19 protein-coding genes are annotated in these 17,577 nt (G+C 71.8%); 14 read left to right on the top strand and 5 right to left on the bottom strand.

Annotated elements, in window-relative coordinates:
- Position 1: 1 nt before the first annotated feature.
- A complete protein-coding gene (locus AC0HI0_RS38120) occupies positions 2-1,252 on the bottom strand; it encodes an Hsp70 family protein (RefSeq protein WP_480928321.1) in 1,251 nt (416 codons plus the stop codon).
- Between the two features lie 269 nt (positions 1,253-1,521).
- Here AC0HI0_RS38120 and AC0HI0_RS38115 point away from each other — a divergent pair, with 269 nt between their 5' ends.
- From AC0HI0_RS38115 to AC0HI0_RS38100, 4 genes are all read left to right on the top strand, one after another.
- Entirely contained in the window at positions 1,522-2,463 is a 942-nt protein-coding gene (locus AC0HI0_RS38115; RefSeq protein WP_480928320.1) for an IniB N-terminal domain-containing protein, read from the top strand.
- 107 nt (positions 2,464-2,570) lie between these two features.
- The gene (locus AC0HI0_RS38110) at positions 2,571-4,358 is read left to right on the top strand and encodes a dynamin family protein (protein ID WP_480928319.1); all 1,788 of its coding nucleotides are present in this window, start codon (positions 2,571-2,573) and stop codon (positions 4,356-4,358) included.
- Between the two features lie 41 nt (positions 4,359-4,399).
- Positions 4,400-4,747: a hypothetical protein gene (locus AC0HI0_RS38105; protein WP_480928318.1), complete on the top strand. Its 348-nt coding sequence runs from the start codon at positions 4,400-4,402 to the stop codon at positions 4,745-4,747.
- Positions 4,744-6,114, top strand: coding sequence for a P-loop NTPase family protein (locus tag AC0HI0_RS38100; RefSeq protein WP_480928317.1), 1,371 nt, complete (start codon positions 4,744-4,746; stop codon positions 6,112-6,114). The genes AC0HI0_RS38105 and AC0HI0_RS38100 overlap by 4 nt, the downstream gene beginning before the upstream one ends.
- 336 nt (positions 6,115-6,450) lie before the next feature.
- On the opposite strand, the gene AC0HI0_RS38095 is transcribed toward AC0HI0_RS38100, so the two are convergent.
- Entirely contained in the window at positions 6,451-7,266 is an 816-nt protein-coding gene (locus tag AC0HI0_RS38095) for a LysR family transcriptional regulator (RefSeq protein WP_480928316.1), read from the bottom strand.
- Between the two features lie 75 nt (positions 7,267-7,341).
- Between AC0HI0_RS38095 and AC0HI0_RS38090 the strand changes: the two genes are divergently transcribed.
- Positions 7,342-8,166 (top strand): PhzF family phenazine biosynthesis protein, encoded by an 825-nt coding sequence (locus AC0HI0_RS38090; RefSeq protein WP_480928315.1) that lies wholly within the window; start codon positions 7,342-7,344, stop codon positions 8,164-8,166.
- A 126-nt stretch (positions 8,167-8,292) separates the two neighbouring features.
- On the opposite strand, the gene AC0HI0_RS38085 is transcribed toward AC0HI0_RS38090, so the two are convergent.
- Entirely contained in the window at positions 8,293-8,727 is a 435-nt protein-coding gene (locus AC0HI0_RS38085; RefSeq protein ID WP_480928314.1) for a nitroreductase family deazaflavin-dependent oxidoreductase, read from the bottom strand.
- 341 nt (positions 8,728-9,068) lie between these two features.
- Here AC0HI0_RS38085 and AC0HI0_RS38080 point away from each other — a divergent pair, with 341 nt between their 5' ends.
- Positions 9,069-10,061 carry a LysR family transcriptional regulator gene (locus tag AC0HI0_RS38080; protein ID WP_480928313.1) on the top strand — a complete coding sequence of 331 codons (993 nt, stop codon included), beginning with the start codon at positions 9,069-9,071 and terminating at the stop codon, positions 10,059-10,061.
- Positions 10,062-10,287: 226 nt separating this feature from the next.
- Here the strand turns inward: AC0HI0_RS38080 and AC0HI0_RS38075 are convergent, their stop codons facing one another.
- Positions 10,288-11,103, bottom strand: a complete 816-nt coding sequence (locus AC0HI0_RS38075; RefSeq protein WP_480928312.1) for an NAD(P)H-binding protein — start codon at positions 11,101-11,103, stop codon at positions 10,288-10,290.
- Positions 11,104-11,198: 95 nt separating this feature from the next.
- Between AC0HI0_RS38075 and AC0HI0_RS38070 the strand changes: the two genes are divergently transcribed.
- The 5 genes from AC0HI0_RS38070 (at position 11,199) to AC0HI0_RS38050 (ending at position 15,234) form a co-directional block, all read left to right on the top strand.
- Positions 11,199-11,573 (top strand): winged helix-turn-helix transcriptional regulator, encoded by a 375-nt coding sequence (locus tag AC0HI0_RS38070; RefSeq protein ID WP_480928311.1) that lies wholly within the window; start codon positions 11,199-11,201, stop codon positions 11,571-11,573.
- 151 nt (positions 11,574-11,724) lie between these two features.
- Positions 11,725-12,786 (top strand): gamma-glutamylcyclotransferase, encoded by a 1,062-nt coding sequence (locus tag AC0HI0_RS38065; protein ID WP_480928310.1) that lies wholly within the window; start codon positions 11,725-11,727, stop codon positions 12,784-12,786.
- Positions 12,787-12,878: 92 nt separating this feature from the next.
- On the top strand, positions 12,879-13,478 hold the full coding sequence (locus tag AC0HI0_RS38060; RefSeq protein WP_480928309.1) for a DUF4232 domain-containing protein: 600 nt from the start codon (positions 12,879-12,881) through the stop codon (positions 13,476-13,478).
- Positions 13,479-14,261 carry an alpha/beta hydrolase gene (locus AC0HI0_RS38055; protein ID WP_480928308.1) on the top strand — a complete coding sequence of 261 codons (783 nt, stop codon included), beginning with the start codon at positions 13,479-13,481 and terminating at the stop codon, positions 14,259-14,261.
- A 130-nt stretch (positions 14,262-14,391) separates the two neighbouring features.
- Positions 14,392-15,234, top strand: coding sequence for a helix-turn-helix domain-containing protein (locus AC0HI0_RS38050; RefSeq protein WP_480928307.1), 843 nt, complete (start codon positions 14,392-14,394; stop codon positions 15,232-15,234).
- Positions 15,235-15,257: 23 nt separating this feature from the next.
- On the opposite strand, the gene AC0HI0_RS38045 is transcribed toward AC0HI0_RS38050, so the two are convergent.
- Positions 15,258-16,004 carry an SDR family NAD(P)-dependent oxidoreductase gene (locus AC0HI0_RS38045; protein WP_480928306.1) on the bottom strand — a complete coding sequence of 249 codons (747 nt, stop codon included), beginning with the start codon at positions 16,002-16,004 and terminating at the stop codon, positions 15,258-15,260.
- A gap of 127 nt (positions 16,005-16,131) precedes the next feature.
- On the opposite strand from AC0HI0_RS38045, the gene AC0HI0_RS38040 reads away from it, so the two are divergent.
- From AC0HI0_RS38040 to AC0HI0_RS38030, 3 genes are all read left to right on the top strand, one after another.
- Positions 16,132-16,926 (top strand): hypothetical protein, encoded by a 795-nt coding sequence (locus tag AC0HI0_RS38040; RefSeq protein ID WP_480928305.1) that lies wholly within the window; start codon positions 16,132-16,134, stop codon positions 16,924-16,926.
- A gap of 134 nt (positions 16,927-17,060) precedes the next feature.
- Positions 17,061-17,321, top strand: coding sequence for a hypothetical protein (locus AC0HI0_RS38035; RefSeq protein ID WP_480928304.1), 261 nt, complete (start codon positions 17,061-17,063; stop codon positions 17,319-17,321).
- Positions 17,322-17,325: 4 nt separating this feature from the next.
- The gene (locus AC0HI0_RS38030; protein ID WP_480928303.1) at positions 17,326-17,577 is read left to right on the top strand and encodes a hypothetical protein; all 252 of its coding nucleotides are present in this window, start codon (positions 17,326-17,328) and stop codon (positions 17,575-17,577) included.

Below are 17,577 nucleotides of genomic sequence, written 5' to 3'. Positions count from 1 at the left end.
CTCAACGGCCGTCCTCGGCTGGGTCGCGGTCGCGGGACCGCCCGGTGGCCGCCAGCCCGCGCACGACGCGCTTCACGGAACGCCGTTCCGGCAGGTCCAGCGGCGTGATGTCGATCGGCGGGCGGGGCGGCGGGGCGGTGAACTCCTCGTCGGCGGCGGGCGTGGACCCGCCGACCGGGAACCTCAGCAGCGGGTCGTCGTCGCGCACCAGCACGGACGTCTCGATCGGCTCGGGGTCGTCGGGGCCGAGCAGCAGGTGCCGCCCGGCCAGCGCCGCGCCCTTGGCCACGGCCGTCTCCGGCGCGGCCTCGAACACCACCCGGCCGGGCAGCAGCGAGGAGATGAGCGGGATCCGCGCGCTGCCGCCGACCAGCGCGGTGGTCTCCGGCGGCGTGCCGCGCACGACCCGTTCGAACACCGCGACGGCGTGCTCCACGTCGGGCCGGATCAGCTCCTCGAAGCGGGCGCGGGTCAGCGGCACCTCGACCACGCCGGAGGGCAGGTGCACCGGGATCGCGGTCTCGAACGTCCCGGACAGCACCCGCTTGGCGGCCTCGCAGTCCCGGCGCAGCCGGCCGTGCAGGCCGCGGGTGCGCGGGTCGTCCGGGTCGAGTTCGGCGAACCGCCGGCCGAGCGCGGCGCGCACGTGCCCGAAGACCAGGTCGTCGAAGTCCGCGCCGGCCGCCTGGTCCACCCCGTCCGCCCAGGACACCAGGTCGAACGGGGGCCGCACGACGGCCGCGCCGAACGCGTGGCTGCCCAGGCTGAACACGCCGACCGGGCCGCGCCCGAAGGACGCCGCGGCGGCCAGCGGTTCGGCCAGCAGGGTGACGTCGGGCAGGCCGACCGCGTGCAGAGCGCGGTGCACGAGGTTCTTGGCGTGCGGTCCCCAGCCCGGCGGGTGCGCCAGCACGATCCGTGAAGCGGATTCACCTTCACGGTCGGCGACCTGACCCGCCACCCACATCACCAGCAGCGCGGTCAGCTCCTCGGCCGGGTAGTGCGCGGACCCGAGCACGACCGGCACGTCGTCGCCGACCCGGCGGGCGAAGCCGGTGGCCGTCCAGCGCGGGTCACCCGGCTCACCCACGGCGAACGCGCCGTCCGAGGTGAGCTGCAGGGACGACGCGACCCCGCCGCCGGGGCCGCCGAGCCCGACCGGTTCCGGTTCGGCGCGACCGGCCCCGCCGAGCCGGCACACGGCGGCGGCGGTGCGGGTGGTGCCCACGTCGACCCCGAGGACGTACGGCAACTCGGAGCCTCCTCAACTCGGCCGGTCGCGGTAACGGGTCCCAGTACGTACACGGGGCTACCGGGGAGTCACAAGCAGATCCCCTAACCCCCTAGGGAGTGAACGAGAACCACCCCATCGTGGTTGCGGGATCTACTGGGAGTAATCCCCGATGGCGGCGAGTCCCCCGGTCCCTAACTTGATCGTCGTGGCCGGACCCACCCCTGCCGGTCCCGCCGCACTCGCGAAGCGATTCGACCCGCGACCGATTCGACCAGGAGACACCCATCATGGGCACCAGCCCCAACACGCTGCACGACTTCGTCCTCGACCTGCTGAGCAACCCCGCCCGGTTGGCCGACTTCCAGGCCGACGCCGAGGGGGCCTTGGCCGACGCGGGCCTGAGCGACATCAGCGCTCTGGACGTGCAGGAGGTCCTGCCGCTGGTCCTCGACTACGTGCCCGCCGGGAGCCTGCCCGCTCTCGACGGCACCGCGCTCAACGACCTCCCGCTGGACGCGGTGGACGCCTCGGGCGCCATCGGCCAGTTGCAGGCCGTGGCCCAGCAGCTGTCCCTCTCGGGCGTGCCCGGCACGTCCGACGTGAACCTCGCGGCGGCGGGCGCGCTGAGCGCCGACGCCAACGGGCTGAACCTCTTCAGCGGGGTCTCCAGCTGGGGATTGGCGGACACCGTCGGCTCCGTCGACGCGTCCGTGGCGGGTGACTTCTCGGCGGTCGGCGACGTGACGCACACCCTGGACGGCACGTTGCCCACCGCCACCGGCCCGGTCCACGACCTGGCCGGCACGGCGACCGGCTCCTTCGACGTCGCCCACGCGGGCGGGGTCACCGGCGCGCTGCCGGGCACGGACGGCCTGACCAGCCCCGTGTTCGGCGCGGTCGACACGCTCTCCGGCGTGGTCGACGGCGTGACCGGTGGCCTCGCCGGCAACCTGACCCACGACCTGCCCGGCAACCTGACCGGCGCGCTCGCCCCGGACCACCTGGCCAACACGCTCAACGTGGACGGCCTGTCCGCGCTGCCCGAGCGCGAGCTGGGCCCGGAGACCGTGGTCGACACGGTCGAGGACACGGCGGGCCGGCTGTCCCACGGCACCGGCGTGAGCGACATCACCGACCACGTCGGCGCGATCGACGTGCCGCTGCTGGGCGCGGGCCTCGACGACGTGCCGCTGATCGGCGGCGGCGACATCAGCGACGCCCTGTTCTAGACCCGCTGTCCGGATCCGGGTTGTCGAGGAGGAGGGCTGGTGCCGGCGAAGGTCGGGACCGGCCCTCTTTCACCTCACTGAGTGAATACAGCACACTCTTCCGGGTGATGTCCGCACCCTGGCTCGACGTGCTCGACGACACGATCCGGTCCTGCGCCGCCCACAACCGGCCGGACCTGGCCGAACGGCTGCGCGAGACGCGGAGCCGGCAGCTCGACCCGAAAGTGCGGGTGCTCGTCCTCGGCGAGCCCAAGCAGGGCAAGAGCCAACTGGTCAACGCCATGGTCAACGCGCCGGTGTGCGCGGTCGGCGACGACGTGACCACCACCGTGCCGACGTTCGTGCAACACGCCGAGACCCCCAACGCCACCCTGGTCCGCACCATCGCGAACACGCCCACCGAACGCATCCCGGTGCCCATCGACCAGCTCGCCGACCAGGTCAGCGCCGGCCACAGCGGTGAGCTGCTCAGAGCCGAGGTCGGCATCCCGCGAGCGCTGCTCACCTCCGGCCTGGTGCTCATCGACACGCCCGGCGTCGGCGACCTGCGCCCCGCGCACACCGCCAGCACGTTCGCCGCGCTGCTCCAGGCGGACGCGGTGCTGATGGTCTCCGACGCCACCGCCGAGCTGACCACGTCCGAGATCGAGCTGCTCAAGCAGGTCATGACGTCCTGCCCGAACGTCACCGTGGTGCTCACCAAGATCGACATCGCGGCGCAGTGGCGGCGGGTGGTCGAGCGCAACCGGGCCCACCTGGCCCGCGCGGGCGTGGCCGCCAAGCTGATCCCGGTGTCCGCCGCGCTGCGCCTGCGCGCCGCCAAGACCGGCGACAAGGCGCTCAACGCCGAATCCGGCTTCCCGGACCTGCTGGCGTGCGTGCAGCAGGACATCGTCGCCGCCGCCGACCTGCTGGCCCGGCGGACGGTCGCGGTGACCGCCGGGTCCGCGATCAAGCAGCTGGTCGCGCCGGTCCGCGAGGAGCTGACCGTCCAGGGTCCGCAGACCACCATCGCCAAGCTCAACGAGGCCCAGCGCCGGATCGACGAGCTGCGCCGGCGGTCCGCGCGCTGGCAGACCGTGCTGGCCGACGAGATGGCCGACCTGGTGTCGGACCTGGAGTACGACCTGCGCGACCGGACCCGGCGGATCCTGCGCGAGGTGGACAAGACGTTCGAGACGGCCGACCCGGCGCGCGGCTGGGAGGCGTTCGAGGACTGGCTGGAGGACAACCTCACCGAGGCCGCGGCGACCAACTTCACCTGGCTGCTGGACCGGTCGGAGTGGGTGGCCGAGAAGGTGGCCCGCAGCTTCCCGGTGCACCGCGACGACCTGCTGCCGGAGTCGGTGTTCCCGGCGGACGTGCTGGACCGGGTGTCCAAGATGGACAAACCGGTGATCGAGCGGTTCACGGTGAGCCAGAAGTTGTTCACCGGGCTGCGCGGGTCCTACGGCGGGGTGCTGATGCTCGGGCTGGTGACCAGCCTCGCCGGCATGCCGCTGATCAACGTGATTTCGCTGGGCGCGGGTGCGCTGTTCGGCGGGAAGTCGATCATGGACGAGAGCGACCAGCGGCTCAAGCGGCGGCAGGCGGCGGCCCGGGTGGCCGCGCAGCGGCACGTGGACGACTTCTTCATCAAGTTCAGCAAGGATTTCCGGGACGCGGCGCGCAACATCCAGCGCAGTCTGCGCAGCCACTTCAGCACGCTCGCCGACGATCTCCAGGAGACGTTGCTGGAATCGGCCCGCAGCGCGCGTCGAGCCGTGCAGGACGACGCGACCGAGCGCGAGCGCCGGGCCCGGGAGGCCAAGCGTGAGTTGGACCGGCTCGTGCAGCTCTACCAGCGGGTGCAGGCGGTCGCGGGCGGGACACCGCCGTTGGGGATCAGCGCATGACGGACCGGTGTGGGGTGGGTCGGCGCGGAGTCGGGCTGCCTGTGGAGCGTCGGCGTGCGGTCGGGCCGTTCATCGAGCGTCGGCGCGAAGCCGGACTGCTCGCGGAGCATCTGCGCGGGGCCAAGCTGCTCACAGAGCATCCGCGTGATGCCGGGCTGGTCGTGGAGCGTCCGCGTGATGCCGGGCTGGTCGTGGAGCGTCCGCGTGATGCCGGGCTGGTCGTGGAGCGTCCGCGTGATGCCGGGCTGGTCGTGGAGCGTCCGCGTGATGCCGGGCTGGTCGTGGAGCGTCCGCGTGATGCCGGGCTGGTCGTGGAGCGTCCGCGTGATGCCGGGCTGGTCGTGGAGCGTCGGGGCGGGGCGGGTCGGTGGGTGGAGGTCGGCGCGTGACGCTCGTCGACGAGGTGTGGGTGTTGTTGGAAGAGGCGCTGGCGGTCTACCGGGACAGCCCGCGCGCGGTGGCGTGGCTGCGTGCGCAGCAGGCCAGGTTCGCCGAGCCGGTTCGGGTGGCGGTGGCGGGTGCGCCGCGTAGTGGCAAGTCGACTGTGGCGAACGCGTTGATCGGCGAGGAGTTCGTGCCTACCGGGGCGTTCACCTGGTATCGGGACGGCGAGCGCCCTCGGGCGGCGGTCGGGCCGCATGAGGTGCCGATCGCGCGGCGGGACGGGCGGGCGTTCGTGGACGCGGGAGAGGCCGAGAGGGTCGACGTGCAGTGGCCGTCGCGGTCGTTGCGGGACGTGACGCTGATCGACACGCCGGGTGGTGCGCCTGTCGAGCAGGTTTACGGCGAGGCGGACGCGGTGCTGTACCTGACGCGGCACGTGCACAGCACTGATTTGCGGTACCTGCGGACCGCGCACGACCACCCGGTGGCGCGGGCCGCGCCGGTGAACACGGTGTTGGTGCTGGCGCGGGCGGACGAAATTGGTGGGGGGCGGATCGACGCGTTGTCGTCGGCGAAGCAGATCGCTCGCCGGTACCGTCGTGAAGCGCAGGTAAAACCGTTGTGCCAGAACGTGATCGCGGTGGCCGGGTTGTTGGCGGTGGCGGCTCGGACGTTGCAGGCGGACGAGTTCGCGGCGTTGGCGTCGCTGGCGTCGTTGGCGCGCGTGGAGTTGGACGATCACCTGTTGTCGGCGGATCGGTTCGTGGGTGAGGACTTCCCGGTGCGGCTGGACCCGGCGGTCCGGCGGGCGCTGGTGGACCGGTTCGGGATTTTCGGGGTTCGGCTGACCACCACGTTGATCCGCCAGGGTTTCGACACCCCGGTGCGGTTGACGGGGCAGTTGGTGCAGCGCAGCGGGTTGGGCGAGTTGAGGGAGTCGATCGGGGCGTACTTCACCGAGCGCCAGGACGTGTTGAAGGCGCGGTCTGCGTTGTTGGGGTTGGATGTGGTGCTGCGCAACGAACCTCGGGCCGGGTCGGTGGGGTTGGTGGCTGGGGTGGAGCGGATTTTGGCTTCGGCGCACGATTTTCGTGAGTTGCGGTTGTTGGCGGCGTTGCAGAGCGGGCGTACGAAGCTGCCGGGTGGGTTGGACGACGAAGCGTCCCGGTTGGTGGGTGGGATGGGGACGAACGTGGTGGCGCGGCTGGGGATGGAGTACCAGCCGGAGGATGCGGAGCTGCGGCACGTGGTGCTGGACGCGGTGGGGCGGTGGCGGGAGCAGGCCGCCAATCCGGCTTACGACCAGGGGCAGCGACGGGCGGCGGCCGTGGTGGTTCGCAGTTGTGAGGCGATGTTGACCGGGCTCGGGTGACCGGGGCGATCAGGCGGGGAAAGCGGAAAGAGTCCTCGCCGGACGGGCAGGCCGCCAAGGATGACGAAAAGCCCATGGCGTCGTGTCATCCCCGTATGGCCTGGTCGGAGACAACCACATGCGTCAAGGGGATCGGGCCGGCGTCGGGGTTGGTGGTGCGGTCGATCCCCTTGACACATGCGGTTCCCTGCGGGCAGGCCATACGGGGATGACACGCAGCCGGCGGAGTGGTGTGCGCGCTGCGCGCGCCATTGCTGGGTGTGGGTCTGAGGGGGTGTGGGGTGTGGGTCTGAGGGGGGTGGGGGTGGGGGTGGGGGTGTGAGGGGTGAGGGGGTGTCAGCTCAGGGCGTCGGCGACTGTTCGTACTGCTGCCGAAGGGGTTCGGCGGGGGTCGGTTACCAGGAAGAGGGTGCTGTCGGGCAGTTCTCGCACGCGGTGCAGGGTGCCCGCGTCCAGTTGTTCGGTGACGGCCACGCGGGGCAGGACGGTCCAGCCCAGGCCCGCCACGACGCACGACCGGACCGCTTCGATGCTGCCGAACCTGGTGATGTTCGGGGTGGCGGTCAGTTCGCGGACGAAGCGGTCGGTGTAGGAGCAGCCTTCCTCCAGCAGGAAGTAGCGCTCGTCCAGCGGTACGCCGGGGGCCGCCACCAGTTCGATCGGCTCCACCGCGATCGCGTTGACCTTCAGGCCGGGGGCCATCACGGCGTCCTCCAGGACCAGGCCCAGGTCGAGGCCGCCGCTGCGCACGCCCGCGATCGCCTCCCGCGTGCCGACCGGGCTGAGGTGCACGGTGATGCCCGGCCAGCGCAGCGCCACGTCCGCGATCCGTTGCGGTAACCGGTACGCGCAGACGGACTCCGGCGCGCCGATCCGGACGTCGCCCTCCACCGCCGTGCTGCCCCGCACCGCGTCGCGCAGGCGTTGTTCGGCGGCCAGCACCTCGCGCGCGTGCTCGACCGCCCGCCGGCCCGCCTCGGTCAGCCTGGCCCCGCTCGGCAGGCGGTCGAACAGGCGCGCGCCGAGGTGTCGCTCCAGGGCCTTGACCTGGCTCGTCACCGTCGACTGCACGAGGTGCAGCTGGGCCGCCGTCGCGGTGAAGCTGCCCGTGCGCGCGAGCACCAGGAGTGTGCGCAGGAGACGGGTGTCCATGTCATCGACAATACCGATGGAACCCATCGCAGAGAATCGTTGGATTCGATGTCGGGTATGACGGAGGCTGGAACCATGACAGACGTGCTGCGCTACACCGCCTTCACCACCGACCCGAAGGGCGGCAACCCGGCGGGCGTGGTCCTCGACGCCACGGGGCTGGACGACGCCGGGATGCTGGCGATCGCGGCGGAAGTCGGCTACTCGGAGACGGCGTTCGTCTTCCCGCACGACGACCCCGACGCGTACCGCGTGCGGTACTACAGCCCGGAGGTCGAGGTCCCGTTCTGCGGTCACGCCACGGTCGCCACGGCCGTCGCGATGAACCACGTCGGCACGCTGGTGTTCCACACCCGGGCGGGCGAGGTCGTGGTGGACACCGACGGGCGGACCGCCACGCTGACCAGCGTCCCGACCTCGTCCACGCCGGTGGTTCCCGGTGATCTGGACCGGGCGTTGGCGGTGCTGGGTTGGCGGCACGACGAGTTGGACCCGCGCTTTCCGCCGCACTGGGCGTTCGGCGGCGCGCGGCACCTGGTGCTGGCGACGAGGACCCGGGAACGGCTCGCCGACCTGGATTACGACTTCCACGGCCTGCGCGACCTGCTGGTCCGCCACGACGCCGTCACCGCGCACCTGGTCCATCGGCGCGAGGAGGACGTGTTCGACGCCCGCGACCCGTTCCCGGTGGGAGGTGTCGTGAAGGACGCGGCGACCGGGGCTGCGGCGTTGGCGTTCGGCGGGTACCTGCGGACGCTCGGCCTGGTGACGACGCCGCGCACGCTCACCATCCACCAGGGCGAGGACATGGGCCGGCCTAGCGTGCTGAGCGTCGACGTGCGGCCTGAACTGGACCGCGTGCGGGTCACGGGAGCGGCGGTCCGCCTCGTCCGCCCCTGAGATGACGTCTCCGAGAAGACGTCCGAGAAGACATTTGAGAGGGCTCGGAGCCGCGTCGGGGGTCCCGGCGCGGCTTCGAGGCGTCCTGAGGGGTGGTGAGGGTGCCCCGGGGGGGTGGTGCGGCTGTCAGGGGCGGTCGGTGCGGTCCAGGACGACTACGGGGATCTCGCGGGAGGTCTTCTTCTGGTAGCCCTCGTAGTCGGGCCAGACCTCGTTCATCAGTTTCCACAGTTCCGCGCGCTCGTCGCCGGAGGTGGTGCGCGCGGTGGCGGTGAACTCGTCCGCACCCACCCTGACCTCGACCGTCGGGTTCGCCACGAGGTTCTTGTACCAGGCCGGGTGGTCCGGCGCGCCGCCGTTGGAGGCGACGATCACGTACGCCTCGCCGTGGGGCTGGTAGATCAGCGCGGTGCGGCGGGGTTGTCCGGACTTTCGGCCGATCGTCGTAAGGAGCAGCGTGTAGACGCCGGAGCGCCACTCGTGGCCCTTCGAGCCATCGGATTCGATGTAGTTGCGGATGTGCTTGTTCACCCAGCCGACGGGGCTGTCCACTACTGCCATGGTCACGAAGCTACCGAGAACGCGGCGGGGCCGCCGGTCGCTACTCCGCAGTCACGACCGGCGGCCCGCAACGGGGTGGGGACGTCCGCCTCGCACCCCCTTGGCCTGTCACCGGCTCCCCGGCGTTTCCCGACACTTCCGCCCGCGTAAACGGTGTTCGGGTCGCACGACCACGTCTGTGATGGGACGTGGCATGGGACGGGACGGCCACAGCTGTGTGGCATCCACACTCAGTAGATCTGGCTGGCGCGCATGGCTTCCTCTCCACTTCACGGGGACTTCGCCAACTATGGCGGCCACGAGGGGTGGCGGCTCATTCAAAAGGGGGATAGAAGAGCGTTATGCCCGAGCTTGAACTCCGCCACCTCCGCGCGGTGTGCGCCATCGCCGAAGAGGGAAGTCTCACCAAGGCCGCGATCAGGCTGGGCCTGACGCAGCCCGCGATGAGCGCCCAGCTCCGGACGGTCGAACGCATCGTGGGCGGACAGCTGTTCGATCGCACACCGGGTGGCAGTGTGCCCACCGACCTGGGCAAACAGGTCGTCGGCACGGCCCGGTTGGTGCTCGACGAAGTGGAACAACTGATCAGTCTGGCGAAGGAGAAGACCCGCGACGGAACGCCCGGACCGCTCATAGTCGGCGGTGTACCCACCCTGTTCTTCGGCCACTTCGTGGAGGAGTTGCGCCGCACCATCCCGTGTTCGGAGATCCGCACCGAGATCGCCCCCGGGGGCTCGGACCTGCTGGAACTGCTGGTCAGCGGCCAGGTCCACCTGGGGCTGATCGACCGGTTCGAGGGCATGGAACGCCGCGAGCTGCGCGGCCTGGAGATCCGCCGGCTGATCGCCGAGCCGCAGTTCGTCGCCCTGCCCGACTGGGACCCGCTGGGTGAGCAGGACGACGTCGACCTGGCCCAGCTCGGCGACCGGGACTGGGTCGCGCCGCCGGACGAACTGGTCGGCAACCGCCTGCAGATCTTCAGCGTGTGCGCCGAGGCGGGGTTCACGCCCCGGCTGACGCACCACGTCAACGAGGCGTCCAGTGCCCGCAGCCTGGTCGCCAAGGGTGCGGTGTCGTTCGCGCTGCCGCAGTCGCGCAGCGGCGACGGGATCGTCATCAAGCCGCTGCGCGGGGCCCCGCTCGTGGTGGACCTGATGTTGGCCACCCGCCGGGAGGGGCCGGCCGCCGGGCGGGCGCACGACGTGTTCGCCTGCGCGGCCCGCGCGTACCACGCCGTGCTGCCCCGCAACCCCGGCTACGCCAAATGGTGGGCGGAAAACCCCCAGGCCCATCCGGAAATCGACGCCGCGCTGATCCTGGTGGGCGACCGATAGGACCGGCGGTCGGCCGCCGCGTGGCTGACCGATAACCGACATCTTCCGGAATGGGAAACTCCGAGGTCCGTTTTTCCGGACCTCGGAGTTTTCTTTCGAGGGGGTGGGAGGGGCTGGGACTGGGGGTGGGGGGGACTGGGGACTGGGGTGGGGACTGGGGTGGGGACTGGGGTGGGGACTGGGGTGGGGACTGGGAGGTGGGGGTGGAGGGTGTCAGCGGTCGGGGTCAGGCGAGGGCGGCGCGGACGGCGTCCTCCACGGGGGTGGCCGGGCGGCCGATGATCTTCTCCAGGTCGGGGCGGACCTCGGTGAGGGCGCCCGCCTCGATGTTGACCTCGATGTCGGTCAGCAGTTCGGCCACGAACGCGGGCAGGCCGAAGCCTTGCAGCGCGGTCGTGCGCTCGTGGGCGGTGACGCGCTGGTGGGTGGTGCCGGCGAGGGCGGCCAGTTCGTCGAAGTTCCACGCTCGCGGACCGGTGAACTCGTAGACCGCGTTCTCGTGGCCGTCGGCGGTCAGGGCGATCGCTGCGGCCAGGGCCAGGTCGTCACGGGACACGCTGGCGATGCGGCCGTCGCCGGCGGCGGTGACGACGGGGCCGTGGCCGAGGTTCTGCGTGTAGTTCTCGTGGTACATGCCGTTGCGGAGGAACGTGTAGGGCAGGCCGGTGGCGCGGATGAGTTCCTCGGTCGCCTTGTGCACCTTGGCGAGGCCCAACGGGGACGTGTCGGCGTCGGACACCGACGTGTAGAGGATGTGCCGCACGCCCGCGTCGACCGCTGCCGCGACGGCTGCGCGGTGCAGGCCGATCCGCACCTCGTCGGGGCCGTCCGCCGACACCAGCAGGAGCTTGTCGACGCCGGCGAACGCGGTGGCCAGGGTCTGCGGGTCGGCGAAGTCGCCGTGCCGGACCTCGACCGGCAGGTCGGCCTTCGCGGGCACGCGGACGGAGACGGCCAGGTCGGCGGCGGGCAGCCGGTCCAGGGCGTGCTTGACGATGAGGGAGCCGAGGTGGCCGGTCGCGCCGGTGATCAACGTGGTCATGCCGGGAACGCTAGGGCGGTCGCTAACTATTCGTAAGTACCTACCTTGGCGTGGGGTACTTACACGTGGGAAAGTGTCCAGGTAAGGTCGCTGCCATGGGTATGCGAGGTGACGTGTACGACCGCAACTGCCCGTCCCGCGAGATCGCGAACCACGCGACCAGCCACTGGGGCAGCCTGGTGCTGGGCAAGCTGCTGGACGGCACCAGGCGGTTCAGCGAGTTGCGGCGCGCGGTGCCGGGGGTCAGCGAGAAGATGCTCGCGCAGACCCTCCAGGCGCTGGAGCGCGACGGGCTGGTGCTGCGCGAGGTGCGGCCGGTCATCCCGCCGCACGTCGACTACACGCTCACCGCGCTGGGTACCCAGGTCGCGGAACAGATCCGAGGACTGTTCGTGTGGATCGAGGACAACCTGCCCAGCCTCATGGCCGCCCAGGACGCCTACGACGTGCGGCGCGCCGAGAACGTGTGACAGGTCACGTCGACCCCTCCGATCTGGATCGGTCCACCGGAAGGGAGCGGGCGTTGCAGGTCAGTGAAGTCGAGGTAGAGATCGGATGTCTGGCCCGTCAAGGAATCCCAACATGACGTGAATTCCAGGTGAGCTTTGTCAGAATGGGCTCATGACGCAGCCCTTCACGGACGATACCCACCCGGCCGAGCCCTATCCGGGCGCTCGGCCGGGACACTGCTTCGTGCACCTCGACGGGGCGGGCTGGCCGGTCACACCGGACGCCGGCACCGACTCCGGGTGGCGGGTCGCGCCCGACGGCCGAGATCTCGACGACTGGCTCGCCGACCACGGCGAGCCCCCGCTGGCGGACCGGATGCCGGTGCTCGCCTACGGCTCCAACGCCAACCCCGCCAAGGTCACCTGGCTGCGCGAGGAACTCGGCCTCACCGGCCCCGCCGTCGTGCTGCGGGCCCGCTGCGAGGGCCTCTCGGCGGTCTGGGCCGCCGGACTCCGCAAGACCGACGGCCAGCGCCCGGCCACGCTCGCCGGCGCGCCCGGCGTCGAGGAAGAGCACGCCGTGTGGTTCGCCACCGCCGACCAACTGCGCGTCCTGGACCGCTGCGAGGGCCGCGGCCTGCGCTACCGCCTGGTCCGCGTGCACACCGGCAAGGTCACCCTGTTCGACGGTGCCGTGGTGGACTCCGTGCTCGCCTACACCGGCGCGGGCACCCGCCGGATGCCGCTGCTGTCCGCCGGACGCCCGGTGCGCTGCTCCGAGGTCGACCAGCGCGGCGCGCGCACCCTGGGCGGCCGGGCCGCCGAGACCGACGGCCTCGACGTCACGCCCGTGCACGGCGACCCATCGCCGGACGACTGGCCGGACCGCCTGTTCGTCTACGGCACCCTCCAGCCCGGCATGGGCGCGTGGCACCTCGTGCGGCCTTACGTGACCGGCGAGCCGGAGGCCGCGAAGCTGCCCGGCACCCTGCTCGACACCGGCAAGGGCTACCCCGCGCTGCGCCCCGGCGACGGCCCCGGCGTGCCGGGCCACGTGCTGCGCCTGGAATCGCCCGAGGACGCGCTGCCCGCGCTGGACGAGTACGAGGGCCCGGAGTACCGCCGGACCCGGGTCACCATGCCGGACGGCCGGGTGTGCTGGACCTACCTGTGGACCGCCGCCGTGGACGGGCTGGCGGCGCTCCCGGACGGCTGGGTCGAAAAGCGACTGTGACGCGCCCGATACGGTGAATTCCTGCCGAAGCGACCCAACCGTCCACCGAATGGGTACGTCCTCCTGGTAGGACCACGACCCAGGAGGTGGACATGAGGCGACTTGTCGTGTGCGGTGCCCTGGTGCTGCTCGGTTCCGCGTGCGGTAGCCCCGAGCAGGCCGCGGACACTTCGACGATCTCGACCGCACCTTCCGCGACCACCACCGCGTCGTCGCCCGGCGGCAGCGTCGCGCCCGTGCCGCCGACGACGTCCGCGCCCGCCACGCCGGCGTCCACCCGGTGCACGTCGGCGTCGCTGGCCGGCGAGGTCGGCTCGGTGGACCCGGGCGCGGGCAACCGGTACGCCAAGTTCGTGGTGACCAACAACGGCTCGGCGACGTGCACCCTGAACGGCTACAGCGGCTTCCAGCTGCTCGACGGCTCCGGGCAGCCGGTGCCGACGGACCTCCAGCGCAACGAGGACCCCGGCCCGTCGCCGGTCACGCTGAACCCCGGCGCGTCGGCCGCGGCGAACCTGCGCTGGACCGTCGTGCCGACCGGCAACGAGCCCGTGGAGGGCGCGTGCGAGCCGGCCCCGGCCAAGGCTGCGGCCATCCCGCCGGACGAGACCCAGCCGATGAGCGTGGCGTGGGCCTACGGGCCGGTGTGCGGCGGCGGGAAGATCGAGATCAGCGCGTTCTACCCTGCCTAGGTGATCCAGTCGAACGTGCCCGGCCACGCCGGGGAGATCGCCGTGCGGACCTGGCCCAACCTGGAGGCGACCTGGCTCGCCGTCCTGGTGCACGGGTACGGGGAGCACAGCGGCCGGTACGGGCACGTCGCCGAGCGCCTGGTCGCCGCGGGCGCGCTGGTGGTCGCGCCGGACCACGTCGGGCACGGGGAGTCGGCGGGCGAGCGCGCGCTGATCCCGTCGTTCGACGGCCTGGTGGCCGACGTCGGCGCGGCGGTCGGGTCGGCGGCGGTCGACCTGCCCGTGGTGCTGGTCGGGCACTCGTTCGGCGGTCTGGTGGCGACCCGGTACGCCCAGCAGCACCCGGTCGCGGCGCTGGTGCTGTCCGCGCCCGTGCTGGGCACCTGGGAGGGCCTGGACGCGCTCGGCCTGGCCGAGATCCCGGACGCGCCGGTCGACCCGTCCGCGCTGTCCCGCGACTCCGAGGTGGGCCAGGCGTACGCGGCCGACCCGCTGGTCTGGCACGGGCCGTTCAAGCGGCCGACGCTGGAGGCGCTGGAGCGGGCGCTGGACGAGGCGAACTACGGGCCGACGCTGGAGAGCCTGCCGACGCTGTGGCTGCACGGCGACGCGGACGAGCTGGTCCCGCTCGCCGACACCAGGACGGGCACCGACCGGATCCGCGGCCTGCTGTTCGAGGAGCGGGTGTACCCCGGCGCGCGGCACGAGGTGTTCAACGAGACCAACCGGGACGAGGTGCTCGACGACGTGGTCGCGTTCGTGCGACGGGTGCTCGACCGGTAGCACCCGATTTCATCCGATTGAGGCACGCTCACAACCTTGGTCCGGTGTGCACAACGTGGCACGCTGGTGTCGTGAGTCGGCCGTTGTTGCTGCAACACGGCTTCCCCGACAGCCCGGCGGAGGTCCACCCATGCCCAGGAAGGCGGCCGGCGCGCACGAGCGCGCGCTGGGGGCCGAGCTGCGCGGCATCCGCGAGGCGACCACGCCCCGGCTGACCGTGACGGCCGCCGCCGAGCGGCTCGGGTGGAGCAAGTCGATGCTGTCCAACCTGGAGAACGGCAAGCGCAAGATCTCCGCCGCCGAGGTCGAGGCGCTGCTGGCGGTCTACGCGGTCGTCGGCGACCGGCGGGCCGCCCTGGTGCGCCGCGCCGAGCACGGCCGGGGGCCCGGCCTGTGGGGTCCCGGCCTGCCGGGCCTGCCGCCGGAGACCAACGCGCTCGCGGGCTACGAGCACGAGGCCAACCGGATCGTCTGCTGGGAGCCGCTGCTGGTGCCGGACCTGTTGCAGACCATGGAGTACAGCCGGGCCTTCCTCACCGGTGACGGCGTCGAGCCGCGCGACGTGGAGGTCCGGCTGATGGCCCGGCTGCGCCGCCAGCAGGTGCTGCGCGGCGAGGTCGAGTACGTGGCGCTGGTCGGCGAGGCCGCGCTGCGCACCGCAGTGGGCGGGCGCCGGGTGATGGCCGAGCAGTGGCGGCACGTGCTGCGCGCGACGGAGATCCCCGGCGTCCGGTTCGGGGTGGTGCCCTCGGCGGCCGTGCACCCCGGCCTGATCGGCCCGTTCCGGCTGCTGGAGTTCCCCGCCGCGACCCCGGTCGCGCACGTCGAGCTGCGGCGCTCGGCGGTGTTCCTGGAACGCACCGAGGCGACCCCCTACGTGACGGCGGCGGCCCGGGTCGAGGCGGTGACCCTGGGCCTGGGCGACTCGTTCCGCCTGGTGTCCAACCGGATCGCCGAACTCGAAGGCCGCTGAGCCGCCTCAGGCGCGCGCGGGGTTCACCAGCTCTGGCCGGTGGGGCGGACCAGGATCTCGTTGACGACGACGTGGTCGGGCTGCTCGACCGCGTACCGGACGGCGTTGGCCACGTCCTGCGGGCTCAGCTGGCGCAGCCCGGCGATCCGCTGCTCGACCGCCGCCCGGCCCGCCGGGTCGGTGATGTGCTCGCGCAGCTCGGTCTCCACCACGCCCGGCTCGACCACGACCACCCGCACGCCGCGCTCGGTGACCTCCTGGCGCAGCGACTCGCTGAACGCGTTGAGCCCGACCTTGGTGGCGCTGTAGACGCCGATCCCGGCCCGCACCACCCGCGCCGCCGTGGACGACACCTGGACCACCGTGCCGCGCCGCTCCAGCAGGTGCGGGAGGGCCGCGTGGGTCAGGAACATGACGCCGAGGAGGTTGGTCGACACCATCCGCGTCCAGTCGGTGGTGTCCGCGCCCTCGATGTCGCCCAGCAGCATCACGCCCGCGTTGTTCACCAGGACGTCGAGACCGCCGAACTCGGCGACGGTCCGCTCGACCGCCGCCCGGCAGGCGGCCTCGTCGGTCACGTCGAGTTCCAGCGCGAGCGCCTTGACGCCCTCACCGGCCAACCGCTCCTCCAGCGCCGCCAACCGGTCCACCCGCCGCGCGGCCACCACGACCGACGCGCCCGCGCGCCCCAGCGCGAGGGCGGTCGCCTCGCCGATGCCCGACGACGCCCCGGTGACCAGCGCGATCCTGCCTTGAAGGTTGTTCGCCATGGCTCCAGCAAACACGCTGGAGCGGGCTCCGGGTCAAGTCGGGACCCGCACGACTCCACTCGGACCTCGGCACTGGGCCAAGCCGGGGAAGACTCGGCGCGGACGTTCGTGGACAATTTCCCCTGCGATGGTGGGAGAAGACCTGGAGCTGCTGATCACGGTGGTGGTCGCGGCCGACGACGAGAGGCAGGCACGGGCGGCCTGTGCCGGCCTGCTTCGGCGCGTCGGCGGTCAGGTGGTGCAGGCGGGCGATTGCTCCGACGAGGAGCCCGGCTGCTGGTCGGTGACCGTCAGCCGGTCCAGCGGCGAGCGCGCGACGCAGAACGTGGCGGGTGCCCTGGCCAGGGCGGTCCGCACGTTCGTGCGGTCGCTGGGCGAGCAGTTCCCGATGCCCCGGGTGGCCTGCGAGCCGCCGACCGCGTGGACCGTGCTGGACGACCCGGGCCTGCTGGACGGGCTCGTGCCGGGTGCGGAGCGGCTGCTCGTCGAGGCGTGGGCGGGTGGCGACCCGCAGCGCCGCGACGCCGCGCCCGAACCCGAGACGGGGGTTGCCGCACCGCCCGAAGCGGGTACCCGGTTGCTGTTGCGGGTGGATGTCGCGACGGACCGGTCCGCCGGGGCGGAGTGGCAGGCGCGGGCGGTAGCCAGCCGGGTCGCGCGAAGTGGCAAGATCACCCGAGTGGCTCCACATGGGCATCTACTGAGCGTGCACGTCGATCTCGGATCGAGTGTCAATTCGCCCACGGTCGCGCTACTCGACGCGGTGTCGTCGTTGGGCCGTTCGGGGTGGACGCCGGTGGAGTGGGCCGGCGAGTCCGCGACAACGCGCTGGTCGGCCGCACCCGTCCCATCAGCCGGGATCACCGAGTTGGAACTCACCGCGACACCGGCCTCGGCATTCGTGTGGACGGTGCCCGACTGAGAGCAGGATGACTAATCCGATCGAGTGGATTTCGATTACCACCCGGTCAGCCGATCTTGCTTGTGAAATGAACGACTTTCGGTACTACTTTCAACTATAGGAACTCCAGCGTCACAGGAGGGGTCGGGACCGACATGGCCAGCATCGAAGACGTTCGCACCGCGATCGCCCAGGCCGTCGAAAAGGCCACCCAGAGCCAACAGGCGTTGCAGCAGGCAGCCGACCTGGCGGAGGACGCCCAGGCCCTGCTCAGCACCGCCACCCAGGGCAGCGTCCAGGGCGACGTGGAACAGGCCAACGGGCAATTCGCCGAAGTGGTGAACGGGGTGTCCGACCTCCAGAAGTTCCTCGCCTCGGGCATTTCGCAGGCCGAAAGCATCAACGGCCGGCTGTGAACACGTGACGTCGGTCGGCGAGGTCAAGCTCGCGCTCGAACAGAGCTGCGAGTTCCTCCGTGATGCCTACCGCAGCGTCCGGGAGGCGCAGGCCGCCCTCGACGAGGCGGTCGACCTGCTCGTCGAGGCGGGCGCCAACCACCACGAGTCCCTGGTCCCCGCCGGGTTCGTCAAGGCCAGGGAGCGGTTCGCCGACGAACTCGACCTGATCGTCGGCAGCCTGGACCTGGTCCAGCGGCTGGCCGTGGAGCTGTGA

Source organism: Saccharothrix sp. NBAS 001 (assembly GCF_056640475.1).
Note: the sequence above shows the minus strand (reverse complement) of the source record. Positions and strands in the feature narration are given on the sequence as shown.